The 26949-nt window shown below is 58.4% G+C and carries 23 protein-coding genes; 15 read left to right on the top strand and 8 right to left on the bottom strand.

Annotated features, from left to right (window positions below):
- Window positions 1-94: 94 nt before the first annotated feature.
- From AC1ROI_RS24165 to gcl, 3 genes are all read right to left on the bottom strand, one after another.
- Window positions 95-985, bottom strand: coding sequence for a 2-hydroxy-3-oxopropionate reductase (locus AC1ROI_RS24165; RefSeq protein ID WP_010456882.1), 891 nt, complete (start codon window positions 983-985; stop codon window positions 95-97).
- A gap of 167 nt (window positions 986-1152) precedes the next feature.
- Entirely contained in the window at window positions 1153-1935 is a 783-nt protein-coding gene (gene hyi / locus AC1ROI_RS24160; protein ID WP_010456880.1) for a hydroxypyruvate isomerase, read from the bottom strand.
- 109 nt (window positions 1936-2044) lie between these two features.
- On the bottom strand, window positions 2045-3820 hold the full coding sequence (gene gcl / locus AC1ROI_RS24155; RefSeq protein ID WP_010456878.1) for a glyoxylate carboligase: 1776 nt from the start codon (window positions 3818-3820) through the stop codon (window positions 2045-2047).
- Window positions 3821-4087: 267 nt separating this feature from the next.
- Here gcl and AC1ROI_RS24150 point away from each other — a divergent pair, with 267 nt between their 5' ends.
- A complete protein-coding gene (locus AC1ROI_RS24150) occupies window positions 4088-4528 on the top strand; it encodes a GlcG/HbpS family heme-binding protein (RefSeq protein ID WP_102616818.1) in 441 nt (146 codons plus the stop codon).
- 209 nt (window positions 4529-4737) lie between these two features.
- Window positions 4738-5196 (top strand): REP-associated tyrosine transposase, encoded by a 459-nt coding sequence (locus tag AC1ROI_RS24145; protein ID WP_010456874.1) that lies wholly within the window; start codon window positions 4738-4740, stop codon window positions 5194-5196.
- Between the two features lie 101 nt (window positions 5197-5297).
- Here the strand turns inward: AC1ROI_RS24145 and AC1ROI_RS24140 are convergent, their stop codons facing one another.
- Window positions 5298-5906 (bottom strand): TetR/AcrR family transcriptional regulator, encoded by a 609-nt coding sequence (locus AC1ROI_RS24140; RefSeq protein WP_083376004.1) that lies wholly within the window; start codon window positions 5904-5906, stop codon window positions 5298-5300.
- 134 nt (window positions 5907-6040) lie between these two features.
- On the opposite strand from AC1ROI_RS24140, the gene AC1ROI_RS24135 reads away from it, so the two are divergent.
- Window positions 6041-6955, top strand: coding sequence for a DUF808 domain-containing protein (locus tag AC1ROI_RS24135; RefSeq protein ID WP_102595850.1), 915 nt, complete (start codon window positions 6041-6043; stop codon window positions 6953-6955).
- A gap of 189 nt (window positions 6956-7144) precedes the next feature.
- On the opposite strand, the gene AC1ROI_RS24130 is transcribed toward AC1ROI_RS24135, so the two are convergent.
- Window positions 7145-7933, bottom strand: a complete 789-nt coding sequence (locus tag AC1ROI_RS24130) for an MlaA family lipoprotein (protein WP_010456868.1) — start codon at window positions 7931-7933, stop codon at window positions 7145-7147.
- A complete protein-coding gene (locus tag AC1ROI_RS24125; protein ID WP_077748649.1) occupies window positions 7926-9224 on the bottom strand; it encodes a serine/threonine protein kinase in 1299 nt (432 codons plus the stop codon). The genes AC1ROI_RS24130 and AC1ROI_RS24125 overlap by 8 nt, the downstream gene beginning before the upstream one ends.
- Window positions 9225-9448: 224 nt before the next feature.
- On the opposite strand from AC1ROI_RS24125, the gene AC1ROI_RS24120 reads away from it, so the two are divergent.
- Window positions 9449-9817 (top strand): hypothetical protein, encoded by a 369-nt coding sequence (locus AC1ROI_RS24120; RefSeq protein ID WP_010456864.1) that lies wholly within the window; start codon window positions 9449-9451, stop codon window positions 9815-9817.
- Between the two features lie 125 nt (window positions 9818-9942).
- Here the strand turns inward: AC1ROI_RS24120 and AC1ROI_RS24115 are convergent, their stop codons facing one another.
- Complete coding sequence (locus tag AC1ROI_RS24115) at window positions 9943-11538, bottom strand: glycoside hydrolase family 17 protein (protein ID WP_083376006.1); 1596 nt, start codon at window positions 11536-11538, stop codon at window positions 9943-9945.
- Between the two features lie 299 nt (window positions 11539-11837).
- On the opposite strand from AC1ROI_RS24115, the gene AC1ROI_RS24110 reads away from it, so the two are divergent.
- The 4 genes from AC1ROI_RS24110 to AC1ROI_RS24095 all read left to right on the top strand — a co-directional run bounded on the left by AC1ROI_RS24110 (window position 11838) and on the right by AC1ROI_RS24095 (window position 15775).
- Window positions 11838-12689, top strand: a complete 852-nt coding sequence (locus tag AC1ROI_RS24110; RefSeq protein ID WP_010456861.1) for a glycine betaine ABC transporter substrate-binding protein — start codon at window positions 11838-11840, stop codon at window positions 12687-12689.
- Window positions 12690-12961: 272 nt separating this feature from the next.
- Window positions 12962-13273, top strand: coding sequence for a DUF485 domain-containing protein (locus tag AC1ROI_RS24105; RefSeq protein ID WP_010456859.1), 312 nt, complete (start codon window positions 12962-12964; stop codon window positions 13271-13273).
- The gene (locus AC1ROI_RS24100) at window positions 13270-14928 is read left to right on the top strand and encodes a cation acetate symporter (RefSeq protein WP_010456858.1); all 1659 of its coding nucleotides are present in this window, start codon (window positions 13270-13272) and stop codon (window positions 14926-14928) included. The genes AC1ROI_RS24105 and AC1ROI_RS24100 overlap by 4 nt, the downstream gene beginning before the upstream one ends.
- 643 nt (window positions 14929-15571) lie before the next feature.
- The gene (locus tag AC1ROI_RS24095) at window positions 15572-15775 is read left to right on the top strand and encodes a hypothetical protein (protein WP_146012951.1); all 204 of its coding nucleotides are present in this window, start codon (window positions 15572-15574) and stop codon (window positions 15773-15775) included.
- A 260-nt stretch (window positions 15776-16035) separates the two neighbouring features.
- Here the strand turns inward: AC1ROI_RS24095 and gltA are convergent, their stop codons facing one another.
- The gene (gltA, locus tag AC1ROI_RS24090) at window positions 16036-17325 is read right to left on the bottom strand and encodes a citrate synthase (RefSeq protein WP_010456856.1); all 1290 of its coding nucleotides are present in this window, start codon (window positions 17323-17325) and stop codon (window positions 16036-16038) included.
- A 363-nt stretch (window positions 17326-17688) separates the two neighbouring features.
- Here gltA and sdhC point away from each other — a divergent pair, with 363 nt between their 5' ends.
- The 7 genes from sdhC to lpdA all read left to right on the top strand — a co-directional run bounded on the left by sdhC (window position 17689) and on the right by lpdA (window position 26818).
- Complete coding sequence (sdhC, locus tag AC1ROI_RS24085) at window positions 17689-18063, top strand: succinate dehydrogenase, cytochrome b556 subunit (protein ID WP_010456855.1); 375 nt, start codon at window positions 17689-17691, stop codon at window positions 18061-18063.
- On the top strand, window positions 18057-18425 hold the full coding sequence (sdhD, locus tag AC1ROI_RS24080) for a succinate dehydrogenase, hydrophobic membrane anchor protein (RefSeq protein ID WP_007945134.1): 369 nt from the start codon (window positions 18057-18059) through the stop codon (window positions 18423-18425). The genes sdhC and sdhD overlap by 7 nt, the downstream gene beginning before the upstream one ends.
- Before the next feature lie 3 nt (window positions 18426-18428).
- Window positions 18429-20204 (top strand): succinate dehydrogenase flavoprotein subunit, encoded by a 1776-nt coding sequence (gene sdhA, locus AC1ROI_RS24075; protein ID WP_008032662.1) that lies wholly within the window; start codon window positions 18429-18431, stop codon window positions 20202-20204.
- A gap of 11 nt (window positions 20205-20215) precedes the next feature.
- Entirely contained in the window at window positions 20216-20920 is a 705-nt protein-coding gene (locus AC1ROI_RS24070) for a succinate dehydrogenase iron-sulfur subunit (RefSeq protein WP_010456852.1), read from the top strand.
- Window positions 20921-21179: 259 nt separating this feature from the next.
- Window positions 21180-24011, top strand: a complete 2832-nt coding sequence (locus AC1ROI_RS24065) for a 2-oxoglutarate dehydrogenase E1 component (protein WP_102595535.1) — start codon at window positions 21180-21182, stop codon at window positions 24009-24011.
- A 42-nt stretch (window positions 24012-24053) separates the two neighbouring features.
- Window positions 24054-25274 carry a 2-oxoglutarate dehydrogenase complex dihydrolipoyllysine-residue succinyltransferase gene (gene odhB, locus AC1ROI_RS24060; protein WP_010456848.1) on the top strand — a complete coding sequence of 407 codons (1221 nt, stop codon included), beginning with the start codon at window positions 24054-24056 and terminating at the stop codon, window positions 25272-25274.
- Between the two features lie 107 nt (window positions 25275-25381).
- Entirely contained in the window at window positions 25382-26818 is a 1437-nt protein-coding gene (gene lpdA, locus AC1ROI_RS24055; protein WP_077749772.1) for a dihydrolipoyl dehydrogenase, read from the top strand.
- The last annotated feature ends 131 nt before the right edge of the window (window positions 26819-26949 follow it).

Raw genomic sequence — 26949 nt, 5'->3', positions numbered from 1 at the left:
CCTGCTAGCGAATGCGGTGTGTCAGCCAACATAGATGTTGAATGTGAAACCGCTTTCGCGAGCAGGCTCGCTCCCACAGGGTTTTGGGCAGGGCTTACTTATCGCGAATCGAGAAGTTCGCCATGTGTTCCAGGCCCTTGATCAGCGCCGAGTGGTCCCAGTTGCTGCCGCCGATGGCTGCGCAGGTGCTGAACACTTGCTGGGCGTTGGCGGTGTTCGGCAGGTTGATGTTCAGCTCTTTGGCGCCTTGCAGGGCCAGGTTCAGGTCCTTCTGGTGCAGGCTGATGCGGAAGCCCGGGTCGAAGGTGCCTTTGATCATGCGCTCGCCGTGTACTTCGAGGATCTTCGAGGAGGCGAAACCCCCCATCAGCGCTTCACGGACCTTGGCGGGATCGGCACCGTTTTTCGCGGCAAACAGCAGTGCTTCGGCCACGGCCTGAATGTTCAGCGCGACGATGATCTGGTTCGCCACTTTCGCGGTCTGACCGTCGCCGTTACCACCGACCAGGGTGATGTTCTTGCCCATGGCCTGGAACAGCGGCAGTGCGCGTTCGAAGGCATCGGCATCACCGCCGACCATAATGCTCAGGGTCGCGGCCTTGGCGCCGACTTCACCGCCGGACACTGGCGCATCAAGGTATTGAGCGCCTTTTTCGTTGACCTTGGCCGCGAAGGCCTTGGTAGCCGTCGGCGAGATCGAGCTCATGTCGATAACGATTTTGCCTTTGCCCACGCCGGCCGCAACGCCATCGGCGCGGAACAGCACGTCGTCGACCTGCGGGGTATCCGGCACCATGATGATGATGACTTCAGCTTCCTGGGCGACTTCTTTCGGGTTCGCCAGGGCGACGGCGCCACCGGCAATCAGGTCGGCCGGGGCGGCATCGTGGTGCGCCGACAGGAACAGGCTGTGACCGGCTTTCTGCAGGTTCAACGCCATTGGGTGGCCCATGATGCCGGTGCCGATAAATCCGATTTTAGCCATGAGAAATTCCTCTTGTTTTTATTGCTCTGTTCGCAAAATTCTTGGGTGTCGGCGAGGGCGCCTTCGCGGGCGAGCCTCGCTCCTACGGGTACGTGTCTGTCGCCCTGTTGCGTATCAACCTGATCCTGTAGGAACGAGGCTTGCCCGCGAAGAACGATGACGCGGTATCAGATCGCGTTGTGGGTTTTCAGCCAGCCCAGGCCCGCTTCAGTGGTGGTCAGCGGTTTGTATTCACAACCAACCCAACCCTGATAACCGATGCGGTCCAAGTGTTCGAACAGGAAGCGGTAGTTGATTTCACCGGTGCCCGGTTCGTTGCGCCCCGGGTTGTCGGCCAACTGGATGTGGTTGATCTCGCCCAGGTGCGCAGCCATGGTGCGGGCCAGGTCGCCCTCCATGATTTGCATGTGATAGATGTCGTATTGCAGGAACAGATTGGCGCTGCCGACCTGTTCGCGAATCGACAGGGCTTGCGCCGTGTTGTTCAGGTAGAAACCCGGGATGTCGCGGGTGTTGATCGCTTCCATCACCAGTTTGATGCCCGCCGCTTGCAGCTTGTCGGCGGCGTACTTGAGGTTGGCGACGAAGGTTTTTTCCACGGTGGCATCGTCGACACCTTGTGGACGAATACCCGCCAGGCAGTTGACCTGGGTGTTGCCCAACACTTTTGCGTAAGCGATCGCCAGATCGACACCGGCGCGGAACTCTTCAACCCGGTCCGGCAGGCACGCGATACCGCGTTCGCCCTTTGCCCAGTCACCGGCCGGCAGGTTGAACAGCACTTGGGTCAGACCGTTGGCGTCGAGCTTGGCCTTGATCTCGGCAGAGCTGAAGTCGTAGGGGAACAGGTACTCGACACCACTGAAGCCGGCCTTGGCGGCCGCTTCGAAACGGGCAAGAAAATCCTGCTCAGTGAACAGCATGGACAGGTTGGCTGCGAAACGCGGCATGGTGGTCTCCCGTAAATTTGTGCAGTCCCCTGTGGGTGCGAGCTTGTGTGGCGCGGGAGCAAGCTCCCTCGCCACACAGGCGCGCTCCCACAGTGGGAACGATCAGCAGTTAATCGAGCAGCGAAATCGCCGTTGGCGCGTCGTTGCCGACCAGCGCCAGGTCTTCGAATTCATTGACGGCGTTGATCTCGGTGCCCATGGAAATGTTGGTCACGCGCTCCAGAATAATCTCGACGATCACCGGCACCTTGAACTCTTCGATCAGCTCTTGAGCCTTGCGCAGGGCAGGCTGGATCTGACCCGGTTCGAACACCCGCAGCGCCTTGCAACCGAGGCCCTCGGCCACCGCGACGTGGTCGACACCGTAACCGTTGAGTTCCGGGGCGTTCAGGTTATCGAAGGACAGCTGTACGCAGTAGTCCATGTCGAAACCGCGCTGGGCCTGACGAATCAGCCCCAGGTACGAATTGTTGACCACAACGTGGATGTACGGCAGCTTGAACTGCGCGCCCACCGCCAATTCCTCGATCATGAACTGGAAATCATAGTCGCCCGACAGCGCCACGACCTTGCGGGTCGGATCGGCCTTGACCACGCCCAGTGCTGCCGGAATGGTCCAGCCCAACGGGCCGGCCTGGCCGCAGTTGATCCAGTGACGAGGCTTGTAGACGTGCAGGAACTGCGCGCCGGCAATCTGCGACAGACCGATGGTGCTGACGTAACAGGTGTCTTTGCCGAACACCTGGTTCATCTCTTCGTAAACCCGTTGCGGCTTGACCGGCACGTTGTCGAAGTGAGTCTTGCGCTGCAGGCTGGCTTTGCGCTGCTGGCAGTCTTGCAGCCAGGCGCTGCGGTTTTTCAGCTTGCCGGCGGCTTGCCATTCGCGAGCGACTTCGATGAACACGGTCAACGCGGCCGCGGCGTCGGAGACGATGCCCAGGTCCGGGTTGAATACGCGGCCGATTTGCGTCGGCTCGATGTCGACGTGAATGAACTTGCGGCCTTCGGTGTACACATCGATCGAACCGGTGTGGCGGTTGGCCCAACGGTTACCGACGCCCAACACCACGTCGGACTTGAGCAGGGTGGCGTTGCCGTAACGGTGCGACGTCTGCAAACCGACCATGCCGACCATCAGCGGGTGATCGTCCGGGATGGTGCCCCAGCCCATCAGGGTCGGGATCACCGGGATACCGGTCAGCTCGGCGAATTCCACCAGCAACTCGCTGGCATCGGCATTGATGATGCCGCCACCGGCCACCAGCAATGGACGCTCGGCCTGATCGAGCATGGCCAGGGCCTTCTCGATTTGCACACGGTTAGCGGTTGGCTTGGCCAGCGGCAGTGGTTGGTAGGCATCGATGTCGAATTCGATTTCAGCCATCTGCACGTCGAACGGCAAGTCGATCAGCACCGGGCCTGGACGGCCGGAGCGCATTTCATAGAAGGCTTTCTGGAACGCATACGGCACCTGGCCCGGTTCCATGACGGTGGTTGCCCACTTGGTCACTGGTTTGACGATCGCGGTGATGTCGACAGCCTGGAAGTCTTCCTTGTGCATACGGGCGCGGGGGGCCTGGCCGGTAATGCAAAGAATCGGGATCGAGTCGGCCGAGGCGCTGTAGAGCCCGGTGACCATGTCGGTGCCGGCCGGGCCGGAGGTGCCGATGCACACGCCGATGTTGCCGGCCTTGGTGCGGGTGTAGCCCTCGGCCATGTGCGAGGCACCTTCAACGTGGCGCGCGAGGACGTGATCGATGCCACCAACCTTCTGCAAGGCGGAGTACAGCGGGTTGATCGCGGCGCCCGGGATGCCAAAAGCGGTATCAACCCCTTCACGGCGCATCACCAGAACGGCGGCTTCGATTGCTCTCATTTTGCTCATGGTTTTGTGCCTCTTACGTTTTGTAATTGTATACAAGTGGCTTTGCGCAGAGTGTATTCACGGCGGACGGCGCAGGTCAATCCATTTTCTCAAGCGACTGTTTCATTCGTCGGAAGCCCGTTCTGCTGTGGCTTTTCGTCGCATGTGGAGCTTTTCGATAATTATTGTATACAAAAAAATAACTCATTGTGTTCTATTTGTTGCATCGGACTGCGACGCAAGCGCGCAGTCCACTGGCTTTCCCTATAACAAAATGAGGACGGCACCATGAGCGCTTTAACCTTGAAAGTTGCAGTCAACCTGATCGATCAGGCCATCACCGCTGGGCGTACTATCTCCGCGGCTCCACTGACCGTCGCGGTGCTGGATGCCGGCGGGCACTTGATTACCTTGCAGCGCGAAGACGGCGCCAGCCTGCTGCGCCCGCAAGTCGCCATCGGCAAAGCCTGGGGCGCCATCGCCCTCGGCAAAGGCTCACGCCTGCTGGCGCTGGACGCCCAACAACGACCGGCGTTCTTTGCCGCGCTGAACAGCCTGGGGCAAGGCAGCGTCGTGCCGGCACCGGGCGGCGTGTTGATTCGGGATCAGGACGGGAATGTGCTGGGGGCGGTGGGGATCAGCGGGGATCTGTCGGATGTTGACGAGCAGTGCGCGATCAGTGCGATCGAGGCGGTGGGGTTGAGGGCGGATGCGGGGGTTACGGCTTGATTTGGGGTGACTGATTAATTGCTATCGCGAGCAGGCTCACTCCTACAAGGATCGGGGTTGGACACAAAATGTCTGAACACCACAAATCCCCTGTAGGAGTGAGCCTGCTCGCGATAGCTATCTACCAGACACATCCAGCCAAAAGTTTGCCCCGTCTTCCTTAATCCACAGGACTAGCCTTTTCCTGACCTGATCATGGGAGGCAAGGAATGCCGGATTTACCTGCTGCACACCGATTGCGAGTCGGGCGCTATGCCGAAGCCAGCCGGATTTATTTGTTAACCAGCAATACACTTCACAGGATCCCGGTTTTCAAGGATTTTGCCTTGGGCAGGCTGGTCGTCGATCAATTTCGAAATGCGCAGAATCTAGGCTTGGCGAACTCACTGGCGTGGGTAGTCATGCCCGATCATTTTCATTGGTTGATTGAATTACAGCAGGGCTCTTTGAGCGAGTTGATGCAAAAGACCAAGTCGATGAGTACCAAAGCGGTGAAGCAGCGTACCGGTCGAAATATTAGCCTCTGGCAGAGAGGATTCCATGATCGGGCACTTCGGCGGGAGGAGGATTTGGTGAAGTTGGCGAGGTATGTCGTGGCCAACCCGTTGCGGGCTGGACTGGTGGAGAAACTGGGCGATTATCCGTTGTGGGATGCGATTTGGGTTTGAGTTGGGACCGAATCGCCTCGATCGCGAGCAGGCTCACTCCTACAGGGGAATGCATTCCAAATGCAGGAGTGAGACTGCTGACGATAAGCCGCAGCGCAGTCTCACTGATCCGGCTCACACCCCTTCAGCACCAGCCGAATTATCGTCTGCGCCGCCGCTTCATAGTCCTCTTCATCCAGCTTGGCCTTGCCAGTAATGGCCGTGATCTGCCAGTCAAAGTCAGCATAGGTCTGCGTCGCGGCCCAGATGCTGAACATCAGGTGGTTAGGGTCGATCGGGGCGATCTGGCCGCGGTCGATCCAGGTCTGGATGCAGTCGATGTTGTGCTTGGCCTGGCCGTTGAGCTGTTCGACCAGGTCGGCACTCAGGTGCGGGGCGCCGTGCATGATTTCGCTGGCGAATACCTTGGAGGCGAAAGGCAAGTCGCGGGAGATGCGGATTTTCGAGCGAATGTAGCCACTCAGCACTTCGCTGGGCACACCGTCGGCGTTGAACGGCGTCGACGCCTGCAGAATCGGCTCGATGATGCTTTCCAGGACCTCGCGGTAGAGGTTTTCCTTGGATTTGAAGTAGTAATAGACGTTGGGCTTGGGCAATCCCGCCTTGGCTGCGATATCACTGGTTTTGGTCGCTGCGAAGCCCTTGTCGGCAAATTCTTCACTGGCGGCACGCAGGATCAGTTCTTTGTTGCGCTCGCGGATAGTGCTCATAAACCAGGGGGTTCCTTGCCTGTTCTGGCGGTTGCGCATGGTATCACCGGCCTCGCGCGGCGCTCAAGAATGCCCCGTGTGGCGCTCGGTCGCGCTATGCTGCGCGGCATTCATTCAAGAAGGAAACCTGATTTATGGCAGGAAGCAGTTTGCTGATGCTGATCGACGACATCGCCGCCGTTCTCGACGATGTGGCGTTGATGACCAAAATGGCCGCCAAGAAGACCGCCGGCGTGCTCGGCGACGATCTGGCGCTCAATGCCCAGCAGGTCAGCGGCGTGCGTGCCGAACGGGAAATACCGGTCGTTTGGGCCGTGGCCAAGGGCTCGTTTCTCAACAAACTGATCCTGGTGCCGTCGGCGCTGGCGATCAGCGTGTTCATCCCGTGGCTGGTCACCCCACTGTTGATGGTCGGTGGCGCCTACCTGTGTTTCGAAGGTTTCGAGAAACTCGCCCACAAATTCCTGCACAGCAAGGCTGAAGATCAGGCCGAACATGCCGAGCTGGTCGAAGCCGTGGCCGATCCTGCTGTTGATCTGGTGGCGTTCGAGAAAGACAAGATCAAGGGCGCTATCCGCACCGACTTCATCCTGTCGGCGGAAATCATCGCCATCACCCTCGGCACCGTGGCAGATGCGTCGTTGACTCAGCAGGTTATCGTGCTGTCGGGTATTGCCATCGTCATGACTATCGGTGTCTATGGCCTGGTGGCGGGTATCGTCAAGCTTGATGATCTCGGCCTGTGGCTGACCCAGAAGCCCGGGCAGATGGCCAAAAGCATCGGCGGCGGGATTCTGCGCGCAGCGCCGTACATGATGAAAGGCCTGTCGGTGATCGGCACGGCAGCAATGTTCCTGGTGGGCGGCGGGATTCTGACCCATGGCGTGCCGGTGGTTCATCACTGGATTGAGAGCGTCAGTGCAGGGGCGGGCGGTGCCGGGTTTATCGTGCCGACGTTGCTGAATGCGGTGGCGGGTATTGTGGCCGGAGCTGTGGTGCTGGCGGGTGTCATGGCAGCGAGCAAAATCTGGAAAACACTGAAAGGCTAGAAGCTGGGCACTTTCCAAGTGTGGGAGCGAGCCTGCTCGCGATAGCGGTGTTTCAGTCAGCATAGATGTTGACTGTGCTGGCCCCATCGCGAGCAGGCTCGCTCCCACATTGGTTTTTTGGTGCTTGAGAGACCTCATAAAAAAGGCCATTCGACGCGAATCGAATGGCCTTTTTTGTTGCCGATGAAATTACTCGGCGATCTGCAACTTGCGTGACTCGGTGTACACGTAGCGCACCTTCTCATACTCGAACGGCGAGTTCAGCTGGCCGTAGCGGAAGCTGTTCTGGTAGCGCTTGTCGACGCCGCGCAGGGCCCAGACCTCAGGATGGTTGGAGCTGACTTCCGAGACGTTCAGGAAATTGATCGCCGATTCGGCGCTGAAGTCCACCACCAGGCCGCCGGTGTCGCGGATGTTCGACGGGCCGAGGATCGGCAACACGAAATAAGCGCCGCCCGGTACACCGTAGAAGCCCAGGGTCTGGCCGAAGTCTTCGCTCTGGCGCGGCAGGCCCATGGCCGTGGCCGGGTCCCACAGGCCGGCGATGCCGATGGTGGTGTTGAGCAACAGGCGTGCGGTGGTTTCCATCGAACGCTTGCCCTTGAACTGCAGCAGGCTGTTCATCAGGTTCGGCACATCGCCGATGTTATTGAAGAAGTTGCTCACTCCGGTGCGCAGGAAACTCGGGGTGATGTAGCGATAACCGTCGACTACCGGCAGGAACACCCATTGGTCGAAGCGGTAGTTGAAGTGATAAACCCGGCGGTTCCACTCTTCCAGCGGGTCGTAGACGTTCAGCGCATTGAGCGTGGAACGTTCGAACTCGCGCTGATCCAGCCCCGGGTTGAACTTGAGTTTGCTCAGCGGTTCCTTGAAACCGTCACTGTCGACCACGACAGGTGCGTTGGCTTTGCTGTTGTCGGCATTGGCGACGCCTGCACAGAGTAACGCAGCGATAAGCAGGAGGTATTTAGCCACGGAAGAACTCCAGCATAGCGTCGCTGTTGACGCGGTAATTTAGGTTGCCGCAATGGCCGCCCAGTGGATAAACGGTCAAACGGTCGCCAAAGGTCTTGCGCAGGAAACCGAGGTCGCCAGGGCCGAGGATCACGTCGTCGGCGTTGTGCATGACGGCGATTTTCGGGCTGTCGTGCAGGTAATCCTTGAGGGCATACAGGCTGACTTGGTCGATCAGTTGCAGCAGGCTGCCGCCGTCGGTGCGGGCGCGCCACATCGGGATCACTTGCTCGGTGATGTAGCAGTCGAAGTCGCATTGCAGCGCACGCTTGAGGAACGGCGTGAGGCTGGTGCCTTCGGTGATCGGGTATTTCGGTGGGGTGATCAGGCCGCGACGGTTGATCAGGTCCGAGGTGAAGGCAATGTCGGCCGCCGAAAAGCGGAACGAAGTGCCGATCAGCATGGCCATCTGCTCGTTGGTCAGGTGCTGCTTGGACTGCTGGAAGTCGTAGAGCAGGGCATCGTTGAGGTCGATGTAGCCTTTTTGCTGGAAGTAGCGAGTCAGTTTGTTCAGCACCAGTTCATAAAATGTGGTGCTGTTGTTGATGCCCTTGACCTCGGTCTGGACCAGCTTGTCCAGGTTGGTGATCGAGGTGTAGAGGTTGACCGGCGGGTTGAGCAGCAAGACTTTCTTGAAGTTGAAGCTGCGACGGGTTTCGTCCAGGTGCGCGACGAAGGCCGCGTCCAGCGCGCCCAGGCTGTAACCGGTCAGGTAGTAATCGGTGACAGCGACGTGCGGGTTTTGCGCCCGGACGGCCTGCATCACCCGGTACATGTCTTCGGCGTCTTCCTTGGTGATACCCGGTGTGGCAAAGCGTGAGGCCGCGCTCATAAAGTCGAAACTGGTGGGCGACGACAGTTGCACCACGTGATAACCGGCCTTGTAGTAGAGCTTTTTCAGGTATTCATTGAGGCTGCTGTCATAACGCGCACCGGTGCCGGCGATCAGGAAGATCAGCGGCGCAGCCTTGTCCTGGGTGGCAATACGATAGGTCAGCTTTTTGACCGGCCAAAAATTGTCTGGCAGTTCGAATGCACGCTCCGGGCGCAGAGTCACGCTGCGAGTCTGCTGATCGATGTCGTCGTCCAGCGGTAACTCCGGGCGCAGGTCCGGCGGAGTCGTGGCAATGGTCGCCTCGAACGGGTTGGTCAAGGGGTAGCCATAACTGGCGGCGTCGATATCGACCGCCAGTGCGGACGCACTCAAAATAAGGCCGCCAAACAGGGCGGCGAAGCGCAAGGAACGGAGCATGACTAGATCCCTTAGAGGAAGGTGCCGAATGAAGTTCGCAGGCTATGACCACGGGGTTTGCGCCAAAGTGCCATGCTGCGGCACCAATCTGGGCGAATTTCGGATCAATAGTAGCTGGACGATACACTTTGCAGCTATTTCGTGACTAATTATCTGTTACGCGCGTTTGCTTAGCGCTGCCGGAGGATTAAGCTGGCCGCCGTTTTCGTTTATTGGAGTGCTTCATGTCCCGCCGTCTGCCCGTGATTCTGCTACTCGTTCTGCTGCCATTATGGCTGGCCGCCAGTTATGGCGCGCGTTATGGCTTTATGGAGGATGCGCAGTGGGTTGGCATCTGCGTGGACGAGGCGAGCCGCTGGGAATGCCAGATTCGTTCGAACCTGGGCTTGATGATTCACTTCAAGGTGTTGGGCTTTGCTGCACTGGCCGCTGCGATCATCGGGTTTGTGGTGCCGGGCCGGGCAGGGTGGTGGCTGGCAGTGCTGGCGCTGGTGTTCGGGTTTCCGGCGCTGGCGTTGTACAACACGACCTTGGCCGTTTTTGCGGTGGTGATTGCCGGGTTGCGGCTGGTCCGGGCCTCCCGTAGCGCCTGATAGTCCGTCTTCGCGGGCAAGCCTCGCTCCTGCAGGATCTTCGTCGTACACAACATCTGTATTCGCCGAATAATCCTGTGGGAGCGTGGCTTGCGCGCGAAGAGGCCACCTAGCTGCGCTGAAGATTACGCCTTGCGAACCCGCAAGCAGCGCCACAACATCGCCACCATCAAAACACTCACCAGCGCCCAACCCCAGGCTTGCTGGTTCTGCAACCCTTCACGGAACAGCTGCGGTGCAATGCCGGCGCCAATGATGAAGGTCAGCAGGGCGATTTCACGGCGCGCCGCGCTCACCGGGCGGCACAGGTAAACCAGCGCCGGCAGTATGAAGGCGACACTTGGAAAGCTGCGATAACGCGGGTCGATCACCAGTTCAAGCATCATCACCGCCGCCGCAAAACCTGCTCCGGCGACCAGCCAGCCTGCTCGACGCTCCAGTGCATTGAACGCCCGCTCACGCCAACCGGTACGAGCGCTCAGCGTCAATGCGGCATGCGCCAGCACCAACAGATTCAACCCCGTCAGCAACGCCACCCACAACCATTCACTGGCAAAGCGCGTCGTGACCCGCGCCAGATCACCCCAGGCGCCAATCGAGCACGCCGCCAGTGCGCCGAGCAGCGGCAGCACCAGTGCAGCGCGGGTGGTGCGTACACGCCCGCCAAGGATCAGCGTGCCAAGAAAAATCAAACCGCCAACGGCCAGCCACTGCGACCAGTACGGCACGTTCGACACGGGACCGGCCAGCACGCCCTTGTCCTGGCGATCGGCATCGAACAGCCCCCAGTAACCACCGACCGCACCTTCGCTGGCGCGCTTCCAGGGCTGGTCGAAAGCTTCGATCAGGTTGTAATGCCAGCCTTGCTGCTCGGCCATGATGACAAAACCGCGAATGAACTTGGCTTCGTTAACCCGGCTCGGCAGGGCGGTTTCGCGCTGACGGCCTTCGCTCGGCCAGCCGGTTTCGCCAATCACCACGTCCTTGGGCGCGAATTTGTTGCCGAACACCTGACGCACTTCGGCCACATGCTGCAGCGCGGCATCGATGTTCGAGGGATCATCTTCCCAGTACGGCAGCAAATGGATGGTCAGGAAATCCACTGCCGGGGCGATTTCCGGGTGCTTGAGCCAAAACTCCCAGACATCGGCGTAAGTCACCGGTTGCTTGACCTGGCTTTTGACTTTATTGATCAGCTTTGCCAGCTGCGCACCCGTGACTTCCTTGCGCAGCAGGGTTTCGTTGCCGACGATCACCGAGGTCACCACGTCCGCGTTGGCGTTGGCCGAGGCGATCAGCAGGTCGACTTCTTTCTCGGTGTCCACCGGGTTGCTGTTGACCCAGGCGCCAATCATCAGTTTCAGACCATGCTTGCGCGCCAGGTCGGGCAACGCCTCGAGGCCGGTCATGGAATAGGTGCGGATGCACTCGAAGCTTTTGGCCAGCAGCGCGAGGTCGGCGTCCATGCGCTCGGGGCGCAACTTGAACGGCACGTCGAACGGCGACTGGTCCTTGTCGAACGGGGTGTAGGAGGCGCATTGCAGCTTGTGCGTCGCGCTGGCCACGTCCGGCAGAATCACCGGTTTGCCAAGGCCGTACCAAAAGCCGCCAAGGGCAAACAGCCCCAGCAGGCAAGCGAAGAGATAAGCCAGAAAAGGAAAGCGGGAGGTCGCGGGCATGGTCAGGCCGTCTGGGAGCAAAGCCGCGCATGTTACCTTCATTTGCCCCGCGCTAGGGGGCTTGCATGATTTTGACATGCAAAGTTCGGGCGGATTGGTCGGCGCACTCCAGGCGGTCGTGATTAATGGCGTTCTGATGTCGTTTCTCGATGCCTTGAGGTCGCTGACAGCACAGGTTCCGGTTGTCGTCAGGTTGATTATCGAGGCATCAGTGCTCCCATGGAAAATCACGCTGATGTTCGAACGAGTTTGCGGTGGGCGTGATGGGGGCGCTGTGCACCATAACAATACGTTGACGCGACTCGGCACCCGTCGAGCGCAGCACTTTCGGGGAAGTAACGATGAAGATGCGACGACTTTTAGGCGCAGGTGCCGCTCTGGTGCTCGCGATTGGCTCCACAATGGCCAATGCCGAGAGCAAAACCCTGAGCATCGGTTACGTTGACGGTTGGTCCGACAGCGTCGCGACCACGCATGTGGCCGCCGAAGTGATCAAGCAAAAGCTGGGTTATGACGTGAAACTGCAAGCCGTCGCCACCGGGATCATGTGGCAGGGTGTGGCCACCGGCAAACTCGACGCCATGTTGTCCGCCTGGCTGCCGGTGACTCACGGCGAATACTGGACCAAGAACAAGGATCAAGTCGTCGATTACGGTCCGAACTTCAAGGATGCAAAAATCGGCTTGATCGTGCCGGAGTACGTCAAGGCTAAAACCATCGATGACCTGAAAACTGACGACACCTTCAAAAAACGCATCGTCGGCATCGACGCCGGTTCGGGCGTGATGCTTAAAACCGAGCAGGCGATCAAGGATTACGATCTGACCGGGTATCAACTCAAGGCCAGTTCCGGCGCCGGCATGATTGCCGAGCTGACCCGTGCCGAGAAGAAAAACGAATCCATCGCTGTGACCGGTTGGGTACCGCACTGGATGTTCGCCAAGTGGAAACTGCGCTTCCTGGACGACCCGAAAGGCGTTTATGGCGCGGCTGAAACCGTGAACAACATCGGCAGCAAAGAACTGGCCACCAAGGCGCCGGAAGTTGCCAAGTTCCTGAAGAACTTCCAGTGGGCCTCGAAAGACGAAATCGGCGAAGTCATGTTGGCGATTCAAGACGGCGCCAAGCCTGACGCCGCGGCGAAAGATTGGGTGGCAAAACACCCTGAGCGCGTTGCAGACTGGATCAAGTGATTTGAGCTGACGGCTCTAGTCAGCACCTCTCAAGGCCCCTTGGCATATTGCCAACGGGCCTTTTGTTTTTTTTTGTAGGAGCCAGGCTTGCCGGCGAAAGCGATCGTGAGGACGCCTTCGCCGGCAAGCCTGGCTCCTACAAAAGTTGCGTCACACCAGAAAATGGCGATTCTGTCATGTCGTTCTAATACTAAGGTCGTCTGGAACCTGCCCCGCAGCCGCATAGAGTGGATAACGTTCCAACTTTAATCTGTGCTGCGAGGATAAAAACAATGAACGACAGCATTTACCTCTCGATTCAAAACAGCCCGCGCTTCAAGGAGCTGGTTAGTAAGCGAGAAAGGTTCGCCTGGATTCTTTCGGCGATCATGCTTGGGCTTTACTCCGGATTCATCCTTTTGATTGCTTACGGGCCGCATATTCTGGGAGCGAAAATCAGCCCCGATTCTTCGATTACCTGGGGCATACCGATTGGTGTCGGGCTGATTCTCTCGGCCTTTATCCTGACAGCGATCTATGTACGACGCGCCAATGGCGAATTCGACGACCTGAACAATCTGATTCTCAAGGAGGCTCAGCAATGATCCGGCGTCTATTGGCTCTATTGAGCGTTGCAGCATTCGCACCGGGTGCCTGGGCGGCTGAAGCCCTGACCGGCGCGGTTCAGAAACAACCGCTGAACGTCGCCGCGATCCTGATGTTCGTGGCGTTCGTCGGCGCGACTTTGTATATCACCTACTGGGCCTCCAAGAAAAATAACTCGGCGGCCGACTACTATGCGGCGGGCGGCAAGATCACCGGTTTCCAGAATGGTCTGGCGATTGCCGGTGACTACATGTCCGCGGCGTCCTTCCTGGGTATTTCCGCCCTGGTGTTCACTTCCGGCTACGATGGCCTGATCTACTCGATCGGCTTCCTGGTGGGCTGGCCGATCATTCTGTTTCTGATCGCCGAGCGCCTGCGTAACCTGGGTAAGTACACCTTTGCCGATGTGGCGTCCTACCGCCTTGGGCAAACCCAGATTCGCTCGCTGTCCGCTTGCGGTTCGCTGGTGGTGGTGGCGTTCTACCTGATCGCGCAAATGGTCGGGGCCGGCAAGCTGATCCAGTTGCTGTTCGGTCTGGATTACCACGTAGCAGTGATCCTGGTCGGCGTCCTGATGTGCATGTACGTGCTGTTTGGCGGCATGCTGGCGACCACTTGGGTGCAGATCATCAAGGCTGTGCTGTTGCTGTCCGGTGCCTCGTTCATGGCGCTGATGGTGATGAAGCACGTCAACTTTGACTTCAGCACACTGTTCTCCGAGGCAATCAAGGTTCACGCCAAAGGCGAAGCGATCATGAGCCCGGGCGGTCTGGTGAAAGATCCGGTGTCTGCATTCTCCCTTGGCTTGGCACTGATGTTTGGTACCGCTGGCCTGCCGCACATCCTGATGCGCTTCTTCACCGTGAGTGACGCAAAAGAAGCTCGCAAGAGCGTGCTGTATGCAACCGGCTTCATTGGCTACTTCTACATCCTGACTTTCATCATCGGCTTCGGCGCGATCCTGCTGGTCAGCACCAACCCGGCCTTTAAAGATGCTGCTGGCGCGCTGTTGGGCGGCAACAACATGGCGGCGGTGCACTTGGCCAACGCGGTGGGTGGCAGTATTTTCCTGGGCTTTATCTCGGCGGTAGCGTTTGCGACCATTCTGGCGGTGGTTGCCGGTTTGACCCTGGCCGGTGCTTCGGCGGTGTCTCACGACCTGTATGCCAGCGTGATCAAGAAAGGCAAGGCCAACGAGAAGGACGAGATCCGTGTCTCGAAAATCACCACCATCGCTTTGGCAGTGCTGGCGATCGGCTTGGGCATTCTGTTCGAAAGCCAGAACATCGCGTTCATGGTGGGCCTGGCGTTCTCCATCGCAGCGAGCTGTAACTTCCCGGTGCTGTTGCTTTCCATGTACTGGAAGAAGCTGACCACTCGCGGTGCAATGATCGGCGGCTGGTTGGGTCTGGTGAGTGCGGTTGGTTTGATGGTGCTGGGTCCAACCATCTGGGTGCAGATCCTGCATCACGAGAAGGCTATCTTCCCGTATGAGTACCCGGCGCTGTTCTCGATGGCCATTGCGTTTATCGGGATCTGGTTCTTCTCGATCACTGACAAGTCGGCGGCTGGCGTTAATGAGCGTGCGCTGTTCTTCCCGCAGTTTGTTCGTTCGCAGACCGGTTTGGGGGCGAGTGGGGCGGTTTCTCACTAAGGCTTCGGGCTTGTCTGTGTAAGTTGCGTTAAACGAAAAATGCCCTGGTCGAGAGATCGGGGCATTTTTTTTGTTGGCGATGGTATTTGGTGTAGGAGCGAGGCTTGCCCGCGAAGGCGGCCTGTCTCTCTCGGGTGTACATATCCATTCCTGCGGTAACGGCCACTTATGGTTTCGCCCTTACGGCGAGTCCCTTTTGTCAAACGCCACAAAAGGAACCAAAAAGTCTCGCCCCAAGCGTCCGGCCCCTCGCTAAGGCTCGGCGTACCTTCGCTCCGGTATCCATCCGGGGACACTGCCCTCCGGTCTGCTTCGCGACGACCTACATGCAGCGTGTTCGACTGCGTCGAACGGCGCTGCGCGCCACTCCCCGTATGAACACCTCCACTCAGCCTCCCGAAAGGGGCGGGTGGATCAAGATCAAAAGCTGCAGGCGAGCTAACGCTCGGCCTGATGAGTGGTGAAGAGCGAAGCGTTTACACCGAACCCCTTGTAGGAGCGAGGCTTGCCCGCGAAGGCGGCCTGACAGCCGACCAATGACTTGCAGGTGAACACCTGACCCTGTGGGAGCTGGCCTGCCAGCGATGACGGCCAAGCTGCAGGCGAGCTAACGCTCGGCCTGATGAATGGTGAAGAGCGAAGCGTGTACAGCGAACCCCTTGTAGGAGCGCGGCTTGCCCGCGAAGGCAGCCTGACAGCCGACCTGTTCTTGCGGATGTACGCAAGCTTTCCAAAGGCAGTGATCCTTTTGGCTTTGGCTTTGGCTTTGGCTTTGGCTTTTGACGTTGATCTTGATCTTGATCTTGTTCTCTCGCCCCTTCGGCAGACCTTAGGCGATGCCCCCTGATGGACGCCGTAGCGAGGGATCGCGGAGCCTCAGCGAGGCGCCGTACGCCGGGGCGAAGCCTTTTGTTTTCTTTTTGGCGTTTGAAAAAGGGACTCGCTGTAAGAGCGAAACCATAAGTAGCCGTTACCGCAGAAACGGATATGTACACAACCAAAAACCCAGTCGGCCCCAAGGCCGCTGAGACCGCACAAACAAAAACGGCCTCTATATAAATAGAGGCCGTTCCCTGTACAACTTAAGACGTTATCGCAAGACAGGTCTTATTTGCGGTCTTCCAGCTTGGTGATGTCACGCGACTCGTAGCCGGTGTACAGCTGGCGAGGACGGCCAATCTTGTACGGGCTGGAGAGCATTTCTTTCCAGTGGGAGATCCAGCCGACAGTCCGCGCCAGGGCGAAGATCACGGTGAACATGCTGGTTGGAATGCCGATCGCCTTGAGGATGATCCCCGAGTAGAAGTCGACGTTCGGGTACAGCGAGCGTTCGATGAAGTACGGGTCGGTCAGCGCGATCTCTTCCAGGCGCATGGCCAGTTCGAGTTGCTTGTCGTGCTTGATACCCAGTTCCTTCAGCACTTCGTCGCAAGTCTGCTTCATGACGGTAGCGCGTGGGTCGCGGTTTTTGTAAACCCGGTGACCGAAGCCCATCAGCTTGAACGGATCGTTCTTGTCCTTGGCCTTGGCAATGTACTTGTCGATGTTCGACACATCGCCAATTTCATCGAGCATGGTCAGAACAGCTTCGTTCGCGCCGCCGTGGGCAGGGCCCCACAGTGCAGCGATGCCGGCGGCGATACAGGCGAACGGGTTGGCACCCGAAGAACCGGCCAGGCGTACAGTGGAAGTCGATGCGTTCTGCTCGTGGTCGGCATGGAGGATGAAGATCCGGTCCATGGCCTTGGCGAGTACCGGGCTGATCGGTTTGATCTCGCACGGGGTGTTGAACATCATGTGCAGGAAGTTTTCCGCGTACGTCAGGTCGTTGCGCGGGTACATCATGGGTTGGCCCATGGAGTACTTGTAAACCATCGCTGCCAGGGTCGGCATCTTGGCAACCAGGCGGATCGCGGAAATTTCGCGATGCTGCGGGTTATTGATGTCGAGGGAGTCGTGGTAGAAGGCCGAGAGGGCGCCGACTACGCCGCACATGACGGCCATTGGGTGAGCGTCGCGACGGAAGCCGTTGAAGAAGGTCTTCAGCTGCTCGTGAACCATGGTGTGGTTCTTCACGGTGCTGACGAACTGGGCCTTCTGTTCTGCGGTCGGCAATTCGCCGTTGAGCAGCAGATAACAGGTTTCCAGGTAGTCCGATTTTTCAGCGAGCTGTTCGATCGGGTAACCGCGGTGCAGCAGAATGCCGTTGTCGCCGTCGATATAGGTGATCTTCGACTCGCAGGAAGCTGTCGACATGAAACCAGGGTCAAAGGTGAAACGGCCCGTGGCCGTCAGGCCCCGAACGTCGATTACATCGGGACCAACGGTGCCGGTTAAAATGGGCAGCTCGACGGGGGCTGCGCCCTCGATGATCAACTGCGCTTTTTTGTCAGCCATGTGGCCTCCTATTTATGCTTGAAATCATCAGACAGACCCCCCACGCAGGGCCCGCACCACTATAGTGAGATAAATTCGAATGTCAATTTGCCTAAAGTCTTGCTCCAGAAGGCTTTAACCGGACTTTTTCCTCGAAATTGACTGCCATTTACGCCTTTTATCCAACTTGTGCAATGAGCTATTAGGGGAAGGTGAACGCGTTGTCATTAGTAGCCTAACTGTCTATACTCGGCCTCCGACCGCCAGGGGCTTTTGGGCCTGCTTTACTGGGGGTCGCACTCCCTGGGTGGTGGGTACCTGACCAGTGCACTCCCCAACAACTTTGCCCTGATTGTTAGGGGCTCTTCAGTGTGAAAAAAAGCCGTGAATAGCCAACGACCTGTAAACCTAGACCTAAGGACCATCAAACTCCCAGTCACTGCTTACACGTCCATTCTTCACCGAATCTCCGGAATCATCCTCTTTGTCAGCCTGGCCATCATGCTTTATGCATTGGACAAGTCGCTCGACTCGGAAGAAGGCTTCGGTCAGGTGAAAGCGTGTCTGACCAGTCCGCTAGCCAAGCTAGTGATTTGGGGCATCCTGTCCGCCTTGCTGTATCACCTGGTTGCCGGTGTGCGCCATTTGATCATGGACATGGGCATCGGCGAGTCGCTTGAAGGCGGCAAACTGGGCTCGAAAATCGTTATCGCCGTTTCCGTGGTGGTAATCGTTCTGGCAGGAGTTTGGATATGGTAACTAACGTCACGAACCTGTCCCGTTCGGGCCTCTATGACTGGATGGCACAACGTGTGTCTGCGGTCGTTCTCGCGGCTTATTTCATTTTCCTGATCGGATACGTCGTCGCCAACCCTGGCATCGGCTACGCCCAATGGCATGAACTGTTCGCAAGCAACTGGATGCGTATTTTCAGTCTCCTGGCCCTCGTTGCCCTCGGCGCTCACGCCTGGGTCGGCATGTGGACCATCGCGACCGACTACCTGACGCCAATGGCGTTCGGCAAGTCCGCAACTGCAATACGTTTCCTTTTTCAGGCGGTATGCGGCGTTGCGATGTTCGCTTACTTCGTCTGGGGTGTGCAGATTCTCTGGGGTATCTGATTCATGTCTACTACAGTTAATACGCTTTCGTTCGACGCCATCATCATTGGCGGCGGCGGTGCTGGCATGCGCGCTGCGCTGCAACTGGCACAAGGTGGTCACAAGACTGCCGTAGTTACCAAGGTTTTCCCTACTCGTTCGCACACTGTATCCGCCCAGGGTGGCATCACCTGCGCCATCGCCTCGGCAGATCCGAACGATGACTGGCGTTGGCACATGTACGATACCGTCAAGGGTTCCGACTACATCGGTGACCAGGACGCTATCGAATACATGTGTTCCGTAGGCCCGGAAGCTGTTTTCGAACTCGAGCACATGGGTTTGCCGTTCTCCCGTACCGAACAGGGCCGCATCTATCAGCGTCCGTTCGGCGGTCAGTCGAAAGACTTCGGTAAAGGTGGCCAGGCTGCACGTACATGCGCCGCTGCCGACCGTACCGGTCACGCACTGCTGCACACCCTGTACCAGGCCAACCTCAAGGCTGGCACCGTATTCCTCAACGAATACTACGGTGTGGATCTGGTGAAGAACGAAGACGGTGCCTTTGTCGGCATGATCGTCATCTGCATCGAAACCGGCGAAACTTCCTACGTTCGCGCTAACGCCACCGTATTGGCGACTGGCGGTGCAGGTCGTATCTACTCGTCCACCACCAATGCCCTGATCAACACCGGTGACGGCGTCGGCATGGCTCTGCGTGCTGGCGTGCCGGTACAAGACATTGAAATGTGGCAGTTCCACCCGACCGGCATCGCCGGCGCCGGTGTATTGGTGACTGAAGGTTGCCGCGGTGAAGGCGGTTACCTGATCAACAAGCACGGCGAGCGTTTCATGGAGCGTTATGCTCCGAACGCCAAAGACCTTGCAGGTCGTGACGTTGTTGCCCGTTCGATGGTTAAAGAAATCATCGCCGGCAACGGTTGCGGTCCGGATGGCGACCACGTAATGCTGAAACTCGATCACCTCGGTGAAGAAGTTCTGCACAGTCGTCTGCCAGGCATCATGGAACTGTCCAAGACTTTCGCCCACGTCGATCCAGCCGTGGCGCCGATTCCGGTCGTTCCAACCTGCCACTATATGATGGGCGGCGTTGCCACCAACATTCATGGCCAGGCAATCACCCAGGACGCAGACGGCGTCGACCAGATCATTCCTGGTCTGTTCGCAGTGGGCGAAGTGGCCTGCGTATCGGTTCACGGTGCCAACCGTCTGGGTGGCAACTCGCTGCTCGACCTGGTGGTATTCGGCCGTGCGGCCGGTCTGTTCCTGGAGCAGACCCTGAAAGAAGGCGTTGATTACGCCCGTCCTCGCCAGTCCGACATCGATGCAGCCCTGGCTCGTCTCGATGGCCTGAACTCGCGTACAGAAGGCGAAGACGTCGCCACTCTGCGTAAAGAACTGCAAAGCTGCATGCAGAACTACTTCGGTGTATTCCGTACCGGTGAATACATGCAGAAGGGTATTGCCCAGCTGGCTGACCTGCGTGGCCGTATCGCCAACGTCAAGATCAACGACAAGAGCCAGGCGTTCAACACCGCTCGAATCGAAGCCCTGGAACTGCAAAACCTGCTGGAAGTGGCCGAAGCCACCGCCATCGCTGCAGAGATCCGCAAAGAGTCCCGCGGCGCTCACGCCCGTGAAGACTACGAAGATCGCGACGACGAAAACTGGCTGTGCCACACCCTGTACTTCCCGGGTGACAAGCGCGTGACCAAGCGTGCCGTGAACTTCTCGCCGAAAACTGTTCCGACTTTTGAACCTAAGATTCGGACTTATTAAGGGTGGCCGCCATGTTGCAAGTCAGTGTTTATCGCTACAACCCTGATCAGGACGCTGCGCCGTTCATGCAGGAATTCCAGGTCGACACCGGTGGTAAAGACCTGATGGTGCTGGACGTGCTGGCCCTGATCAAAGAGCAGGACGAAGGTTTCTCCTATCGTCGCTCTTGCCGTGAAGGTGTTTGCGGTTCCGACGGCATGAACATCAACGGCAAAAACGGCCTGGCCTGCGTCACGCCGCTGTCTTCTGTCGTAAAAGGTAACAAGCTGATTGTTCGTCCGCTGCCAGGTTTGCCGGTTATCCGTGACCTGGTCGTCGATATGAGCATCTTCTACAAGCAATACGAGAAGGTTAAGCCATACCTGCAGAACGACACGCCGGCTCCGGCCATCGAACGTCTGCAGACCCCGGAAGAGCGTGAAAAGCTCGACGGTCTGTACGAGTGCATCCTGTGCGCTTGCTGCTCGACCTCTTGCCCGTCCTTCTGGTGGAACCCGGACAAGTTCCTGGGCCCGGCTGCACTGCTGCAAGCGTACCGCTTCCTGGCAGACAGCCGCGACACCAAGACTGCCGAGCGTCTGGCTTCGCTGGATGACCCGTTCAGCGTATTCCGCTGCCGCGGGATCATGAACTGCGTCAACGTCTGTCCGAAAGGCCTGAACCCGACTAAGGCCATCGGTCACGTGCGTAACATGCTGCTGCAAAGCGGCGTGTGATTCAGCTGTAACTGCAAGACCGCTGTACCCGTAGATGCTACGGCGCAGGCTTCAACCGGCGCCGTAGTTTTAACCTGGGCAGCAGCTTACAAGGCTGCGGCTCTTATTTTGAAGAAATGAGACAAGCAGGGGCATCCGGGCTGGTACCCGGACTATCAGCGTGATCCTAAGTGGCTTGTTTTGGTCGCTGCATTCGGACTTCTGCAAGTTTGCTCGGTGTCGACGCCGGTGGTGTTCCCCTAACCGAGGGTGACCAAGCATGCAAGAAAGCGTGATGCAGCGCATGTGGAACAGCGCCTACCTTTCAGGTGGAAACGCTGCCTATGTGGAAGAGCTTTATGAGCTCTACCTGCACGACCCTAACGCTGTGCCAGAAGAGTGGCGCACCTACTTTCAGAAGCTGCCTATTGACGGCAGCTCTGCCACCGATGTTTCGCACTCCACAATTCGCGATCATTTCGTCTTGCTGGCAAAGAACCAGCGCCGCGCCCAACCGGTTTCCGCCGGCAGCGTGAGCAGTGAGCACGAGAAGAAGCAAGTTGAAGTGCTGCGATTGATCCAGGCCTACCGTATGCGTGGCCACCAGGCAGCCCAGCTTGACCCGCTGGGGCTGTGGCAGCGTCCTGCACCTGCAGACCTGTCGATCAATCATTACGGCTTGACCAATGCCGATCTTGATACGACCTTCCGTGCCGGCGACCTGTTCATCGGCAAAGAGGAGGCGAGCCTACGCGAAATTCACGAAGCGTTGCAGCAGACATATTGCCGCACCATCGGCGCTGAATTTACGCATATCACCGATTCCGAGCAGCGCCAGTGGTTCCAGCAGCGTCTGGAAAGCGTGCGTGGTCGTCCGACGTACTCCGCCGACATCAAGAGCCACCTGCTCGAGCGCGTCACCGCCGGCGAAGGCCTGGAAAAATACCTGGGCACCAAATACCCGGGTACCAAGCGTTTCGGCCTGGAAGGCGGCGAGAGCCTGATTCCGATGCTCGACGAGTTGATCCAGCGTTCCGGTTCCTACGGCACCAAGGAAATCGTTATCGGCATGGCCCACCGTGGCCGTCTGAACGTGCTGGTCAACACCTTCGGCAAGAACCCGCGCGAGCTGTTCGACGAGTTCGAAGGCAAGAAGAAGGTCGAGCTGGGTTCCGGTGACGTTAAGTATCACCAGGGCTTCTCGTCCAACGTCATGACCACCGGCGGTGAAGTTCACCTGGCGATGGCCTTCAACCCGTCCCACCTGGAAATCGTATCTCCAGTGGTCGAAGGTTCGGTTCGCGCCCGTCAGGATCGTCGTAACGACCCTACCGGCGAGAAGGTTCTGCCGATCTCCATCCACGGTGACGCGGCATTCGCCGGTCAGGGCGTGGTGATGGAAACCTTCCAGATGTCGCAAACCCGCGGTTTCAAGACCGGCGGCACCGTGCACATCGTGATCAACAACCAGGTCGGTTTCACCATCAGCAACCCGCTGGACTCGCGTTCCACCGAGTACGCGACCGACGTTGCGAAAATGATCCAGGCGCCGATCCTCCATGTGAATGGTGATGATCCGGAAGCCGTATTGTTCGTGACCCAGTTGGCCATCGACTACCGCATGCAGTTCAAGCGTGACGTGGTAATCGACCTGGTCTGCTACCGTCGTCGTGGCCACAACGAGGCCGACGAGCCAAGTGGCACCCAGCCGATCATGTATCAGCAGATCACCAAGCAGCGCACCACCCGTGAGCTGTACGCCGATCGTCTGACCCAGGGCGGTGTACTCGACGCAGAGCGTGTTCAGGCGAAAGTCGACGAATACCGCAACGCGCTGGACAACGGCCTGCATGTTGTAAAAAGCCTGGTCAAAGAGCCGAACAAAGAGTTGTTCGTGGACTGGCGTCCGTATCTGGGCCACGCCTGGACCGCGCGTCACGACACGCGTTTCGATCTGAAAACCTTGCAGGAACTGTCCGCCAAGCTGCTGGAAATCCCGGAAGGCTTCGTGGTTCAGCGCCAGGTCTCGAAAATCTACGAAGACCGTCAGAAGATGCAAGCCGGCGGCCTGCCGATCAACTGGGGTTACGCCGAAACCATGGCGTACGCGACCCTGGCGTTCGAAGGTCACCCGATTCGCATGACGGGTCAGGACATCGGTCGCGGCACGTTCTCGCACCGTCACGCTGTCTTGCACAACCAGAAAGACGCGGGGACCTACGTCCCGCTGCAAAACCTGTACAAGGGCCAGCCACGTTTCGACCTGTACGATTCGTTCCTGTCCGAAGAAGCCGTGCTGGCGTTCGAATACGGTTACTCGACCACCACGCCTGAGGCGCTGGTGATCTGGGAAGCCCAGTTCGGTGACTTCGCCAACGGTGCCCAGGTGGTTATCGACCAGTTCATCACCAGTGGCGAGCACAAGTGGGGCCGTCTTTGCGGTCTGACCATGCTGCTGCCGCACGGTTATGAAGGTCAGGGGCCGGAGCACTCGTCGGCGCGTCTGGAGCGTTACCTGCAACTGTGCGCCGAGCACAACATTCAGGTAGCCGTACCGACCACGCCGGCCCAGATCTACCACTTGCTGCGTCGTCAGGTGATTCGCCCGCTGCGCAAGCCATTGATCGTTCTGACTCCGAAGTCGCTGCTGCGTCACAAACTGGCCATATCGACCCTGGAAGATCTGGCCGAAGGTTCGTTCCAGACCGTGATCCCGGAAATCGATGTTCAAGACCCGAAAAAGGTCGAGCGCATTGTTCTGTGTAGCGGCAAGGTCTACTACGACCTGCTGGAAAAACGCCGTGCCGAAGGTCGTGATGACATCGCCATCGTGCGTATCGAGCAGCTGTACCCGTTCCCTGAGGACGACTTGAATGAAGTCCTGGCTCCGTACACCAACCTCAAACATATCGTTTGGTGTCAGGAAGAGCCGATGAACCAGGGTGCCTGGTACTGCAGCCAGCACCACATGCGCCGCATCGTGGGCAATCACAACAAGGCACTCGTTCTCGAGTACGCCGGCCGTGATGCTTCTGCTGCACCTGCTTGTGGTTATGCATCGATGCACGCTGAGCAGCAGGAAAAACTGCTGCAAGACGCCTTTACTGTTTAACGCCTTCGCGCACCTGAAACCGAATTTAAGGACCCACAGATAATGGCTATCGAAATCAAAGCCCCCACTTTCCCGGAATCGGTTGCCGATGGCACCGTTGCCACCTGGCACAAAAAACCGGGCGACGCTGTAAAGCGTGACGACCTGATCGTCGACATCGAAACCGACAAGGTTGTGCTGGAAGTGTTGGCTACCGCTGACGGCGTGCTGGGCGCTATCGTCAAGAACGAAGGCGACACCGTTCTGTCCGACGAAGTGCTGGGCTCCATCGAAGCGGGCGGCGCTGCTGCCGCTCCAGCTGCTGCCGCGGCTCCGGCTGCTGCACAAGCTGCTGCGCCAGCCGCCGAAGGCGAAGACGATCCTGTTGCTGCACCGGCTGCTCGCAAGCTGGCTGAAGAAAACGGCATCAACATCGCTTCCGTTGCCGGCACTGGCAAAGGCGGTCGTGTGACCAAGGAAGACGTGGTTGCAGCCGTTGCTGCCAAGAAAGCCGCTCCGGCTGCCGCGCCTGCCAAGGCTGCTGCTCCGGCTGCCGCTGCTCCTGTGTTCGCCGCTGGCGACCGCATCGAGAAGCGCGTTCCGATGACCCGCGTTCGCGCTACTGTGGCCAAGCGCCTGGTAGAAGCCCAGTCGAACATGGCGATGCTGACCACCTTCAACGAAGTCGACATGACTGAAGTCATGGCCCTGCGTTCGAAGTACAAGGACCTGTTCGAGAAGTCCCACAACGGCGTGCGCCTGGGCTTCATGTCGTTCTTCGTCAAGGCTGCCACTGAAGCGCTGAAACGCTTCCCGGCTGTCAACGCGTCGATCGACGGTGCCGACATCGTTTACCACGGTTATGCCGACGTCGGCGTGGCTGTTTCCAGCGACCGCGGCCTGGTTGTACCGGTTCTGCGTAACGCCGAACTGATGAGCCTGGCTGAAATCGAAGGCGGCATCGCCACCTTCGGCAAGAAGGCTCGCGACGGCAAACTGTCGATGGACGAAATGACCGGCGGTACGTTCACCATCACCAACGGTGGTACCTTCGGTTCGATGATGTCGACTCCGATCGTCAACCCGCCGCAAGCGGCCATCCTGGGCATGCACAACATTCTGCAGCGTCCTATGGCGATCAACGGTCAGGTCGTGATCCGTCCGATGATGTACCTCGCTCTGTCCTACGATCACCGTCTGATCGATGGCAAAGAAGCTGTGACCTTCCTGGTTACCATCAAGAACCTGCTGGAAGACCCGGCTCGTTTGCTGCTGGATATCTAAAAAGCAGCTGCAAGCTGCAAGCTGCAAGCCTCAAGCGCAAAACATGCGAATGGGCTTCAACTTGCAGCTCGCGGCTTGAAGCTTGCTGCTAAAAGGGAACCTTTTTTATGACTCAGAAATTCGACGTGGTAGTGATTGGCGCGGGCCCTGGCGGCTACGTGGCTGCCATTAAAGCAGCGCAGCTGGGCCTCTCCACTGCCTGCATCGAGAAATACACCGACAAGGAAGGCAAACTGGCCCTCGGCGGTACTTGCCTGAACGTCGGCTGCATTCCATCCAAGGCGCTGCTGGACAGCTCCTGGAAGTACAAGGAAGCCAAAGAAGGCTTCGCGATCCACGGCATCAATCACGCTGGCGTGACCATGGACGTGGCGGCAATGGTTGGCCGTAAAGCCAACATCGTCAAAGGCCTGACCTCTGGCGTTGCCACCCTGTTCAAGGCGAACGGCGTCACTTCCCTGCAAGGCCACGGCAAGCTGCTGGCTGGCAAGAAAGTCGAGCTGACCAAGCCAGACGGCACCGTTGAAATCATCGAAGCCGAGAACGTGATTCTGGCTTCGGGCTCGCGTCCGATCGACATTCCACCGGCTCCGGTTGACCAGAACGTCATCGTCGATTCGACCGGCGCGCTGGAATTCCAATCCGTTCCCAAGCGTCTGGGCGTGATCGGCGCTGGCGTCATCGGTCTGGAACTGGGTTCGGTCTGGTCGCGTCTGGGTTCGCAAGTGGTTGTCCTGGAAGCGCTGGAAAAGTTCCTGCCAGCCGCTGACGAAGCCGTTTCCAAAGAAGCCTTCAAGACCCTGACCAAACAAGGTCTGGACATCAAGCTGGGCGCTCGCGTTACCGGTTCCAAAGTGAACGGCGACGAAGTCGTGGTGAACTACACCGATGCCAACGGCGAACAGAACATCACCTTCGACAAGCTGATCGTTGCCGTTGGTCGCCGTCCAGTGACCACCGAACTGTTGGCTGCCGACAGCGGTGTGAACATCGACGAGCGCGGTTTCGTATTCGTTGACGACCAGTGCGCCACCAGCGTACCGGGCGTTTACGCGATCGGTGACGTGGTTCGCGGCATGATGCTGGCGCACAAGGCGTCCGAAGAAGGCATCATGGTGGTTGAGCGCATCAAGGGCCACAAAGCCCAAATCAACTATGACCTGATCCCGTCTGTTATTTATACTCACCCGGAAATCGCGTGGGTCGGCAAGACCGAGCAGGTATTGAAGGCTGAAGGCGTTGAAGTTAACGTTGGCACCTTCCCGTTCGCAGCCAGTGGCCGTGCCATGGCAGCCAACGACACCGGCGGTTTCGTGAAAGTCATTGCTGATGCCAAGACTGACCGCGTATTGGGCGTCCACGTGATTGGCCCGAGCGCTGCAGAACTGGTTCAGCAGGGCGCGATCGGCATGGAGTTCGGCACCAGCGCTGAAGACCTGGGCATGATGGTTTTCTCCCATCCGACCCTGTCTGAAGCCTTGCACGAAGCTGCTCTGGCTGTGAATGGCGGCGCCATCCACATCGCCAACCGCAAGAAGCGTTAAGACAATAAGAAACCACGGCGGTATGGCCCGTCGTGAGCCTTGCATGCAAGACTCACCGCGGAATATCCGCTGGACGCAGTCTTGCGTAGCTGCACCGGTTGTCCGGAAAGGCTACGCAAGCAGCAGTCACA

This window comes from Pseudomonas sp. GW823-FHT02C02, from assembly GCF_058797635.1.
The sequence above is the reverse complement of the archived record's forward strand: the minus strand, read 5'-3'. Positions and strand labels throughout refer to the sequence as shown.

What these genes read in the sequence shown, in the direction of transcription:
- AC1ROI_RS24140 (WP_083376004.1), bottom strand. Translation starts at nt 5,906, where the DNA reads ATGAGCACTATCCGCGAGCGCAACAAAGAACTGATCCTGCGTGCCGCC.
- AC1ROI_RS24100 (WP_010456858.1), top strand. Translation starts at nt 13,270, where the DNA reads ATGATCCGGCGTCTATTGGCTCTATTGAGCGTTGCAGCATTCGCACCG.
- AC1ROI_RS24120 (WP_010456864.1), top strand. Translation starts at nt 9,449, where the DNA reads ATGTCCCGCCGTCTGCCCGTGATTCTGCTACTCGTTCTGCTGCCATTA.
- AC1ROI_RS24165 (WP_010456882.1), bottom strand. Translation starts at nt 985, where the DNA reads ATGGCTAAAATCGGATTTATCGGCACCGGCATCATGGGCCACCCAATG.
- AC1ROI_RS24065 (WP_102595535.1), top strand. Translation starts at nt 21,180, where the DNA reads ATGCAAGAAAGCGTGATGCAGCGCATGTGGAACAGCGCCTACCTTTCA.
- sdhA (WP_008032662.1), top strand. Translation starts at nt 18,429, where the DNA reads ATGTCTACTACAGTTAATACGCTTTCGTTCGACGCCATCATCATTGGC.
- AC1ROI_RS24150 (WP_102616818.1), top strand. Translation starts at nt 4,088, where the DNA reads ATGAGCGCTTTAACCTTGAAAGTTGCAGTCAACCTGATCGATCAGGCC.
- AC1ROI_RS24115 (WP_083376006.1), bottom strand. Translation starts at nt 11,538, where the DNA reads ATGAAGGTAACATGCGCGGCTTTGCTCCCAGACGGCCTGACCATGCCC.
- odhB (WP_010456848.1), top strand. Translation starts at nt 24,054, where the DNA reads ATGGCTATCGAAATCAAAGCCCCCACTTTCCCGGAATCGGTTGCCGAT.
- AC1ROI_RS24125 (WP_077748649.1), bottom strand. Translation starts at nt 9,224, where the DNA reads ATGCTCCGTTCCTTGCGCTTCGCCGCCCTGTTTGGCGGCCTTATTTTG.
- lpdA (WP_077749772.1), top strand. Translation starts at nt 25,382, where the DNA reads ATGACTCAGAAATTCGACGTGGTAGTGATTGGCGCGGGCCCTGGCGGC.
- AC1ROI_RS24070 (WP_010456852.1), top strand. Translation starts at nt 20,216, where the DNA reads ATGTTGCAAGTCAGTGTTTATCGCTACAACCCTGATCAGGACGCTGCG.
- hyi (WP_010456880.1), bottom strand. Translation starts at nt 1,935, where the DNA reads ATGCCGCGTTTCGCAGCCAACCTGTCCATGCTGTTCACTGAGCAGGAT.
- AC1ROI_RS24145 (WP_010456874.1), top strand. Translation starts at nt 4,738, where the DNA reads ATGCCGGATTTACCTGCTGCACACCGATTGCGAGTCGGGCGCTATGCC.
- AC1ROI_RS24135 (WP_102595850.1), top strand. Translation starts at nt 6,041, where the DNA reads ATGGCAGGAAGCAGTTTGCTGATGCTGATCGACGACATCGCCGCCGTT.
- AC1ROI_RS24110 (WP_010456861.1), top strand. Translation starts at nt 11,838, where the DNA reads ATGAAGATGCGACGACTTTTAGGCGCAGGTGCCGCTCTGGTGCTCGCG.
- AC1ROI_RS24105 (WP_010456859.1), top strand. Translation starts at nt 12,962, where the DNA reads ATGAACGACAGCATTTACCTCTCGATTCAAAACAGCCCGCGCTTCAAG.
- sdhD (WP_007945134.1), top strand. Translation starts at nt 18,057, where the DNA reads ATGGTAACTAACGTCACGAACCTGTCCCGTTCGGGCCTCTATGACTGG.
- gltA (WP_010456856.1), bottom strand. Translation starts at nt 17,325, where the DNA reads ATGGCTGACAAAAAAGCGCAGTTGATCATCGAGGGCGCAGCCCCCGTC.
- gcl (WP_010456878.1), bottom strand. Translation starts at nt 3,820, where the DNA reads ATGAGCAAAATGAGAGCAATCGAAGCCGCCGTTCTGGTGATGCGCCGT.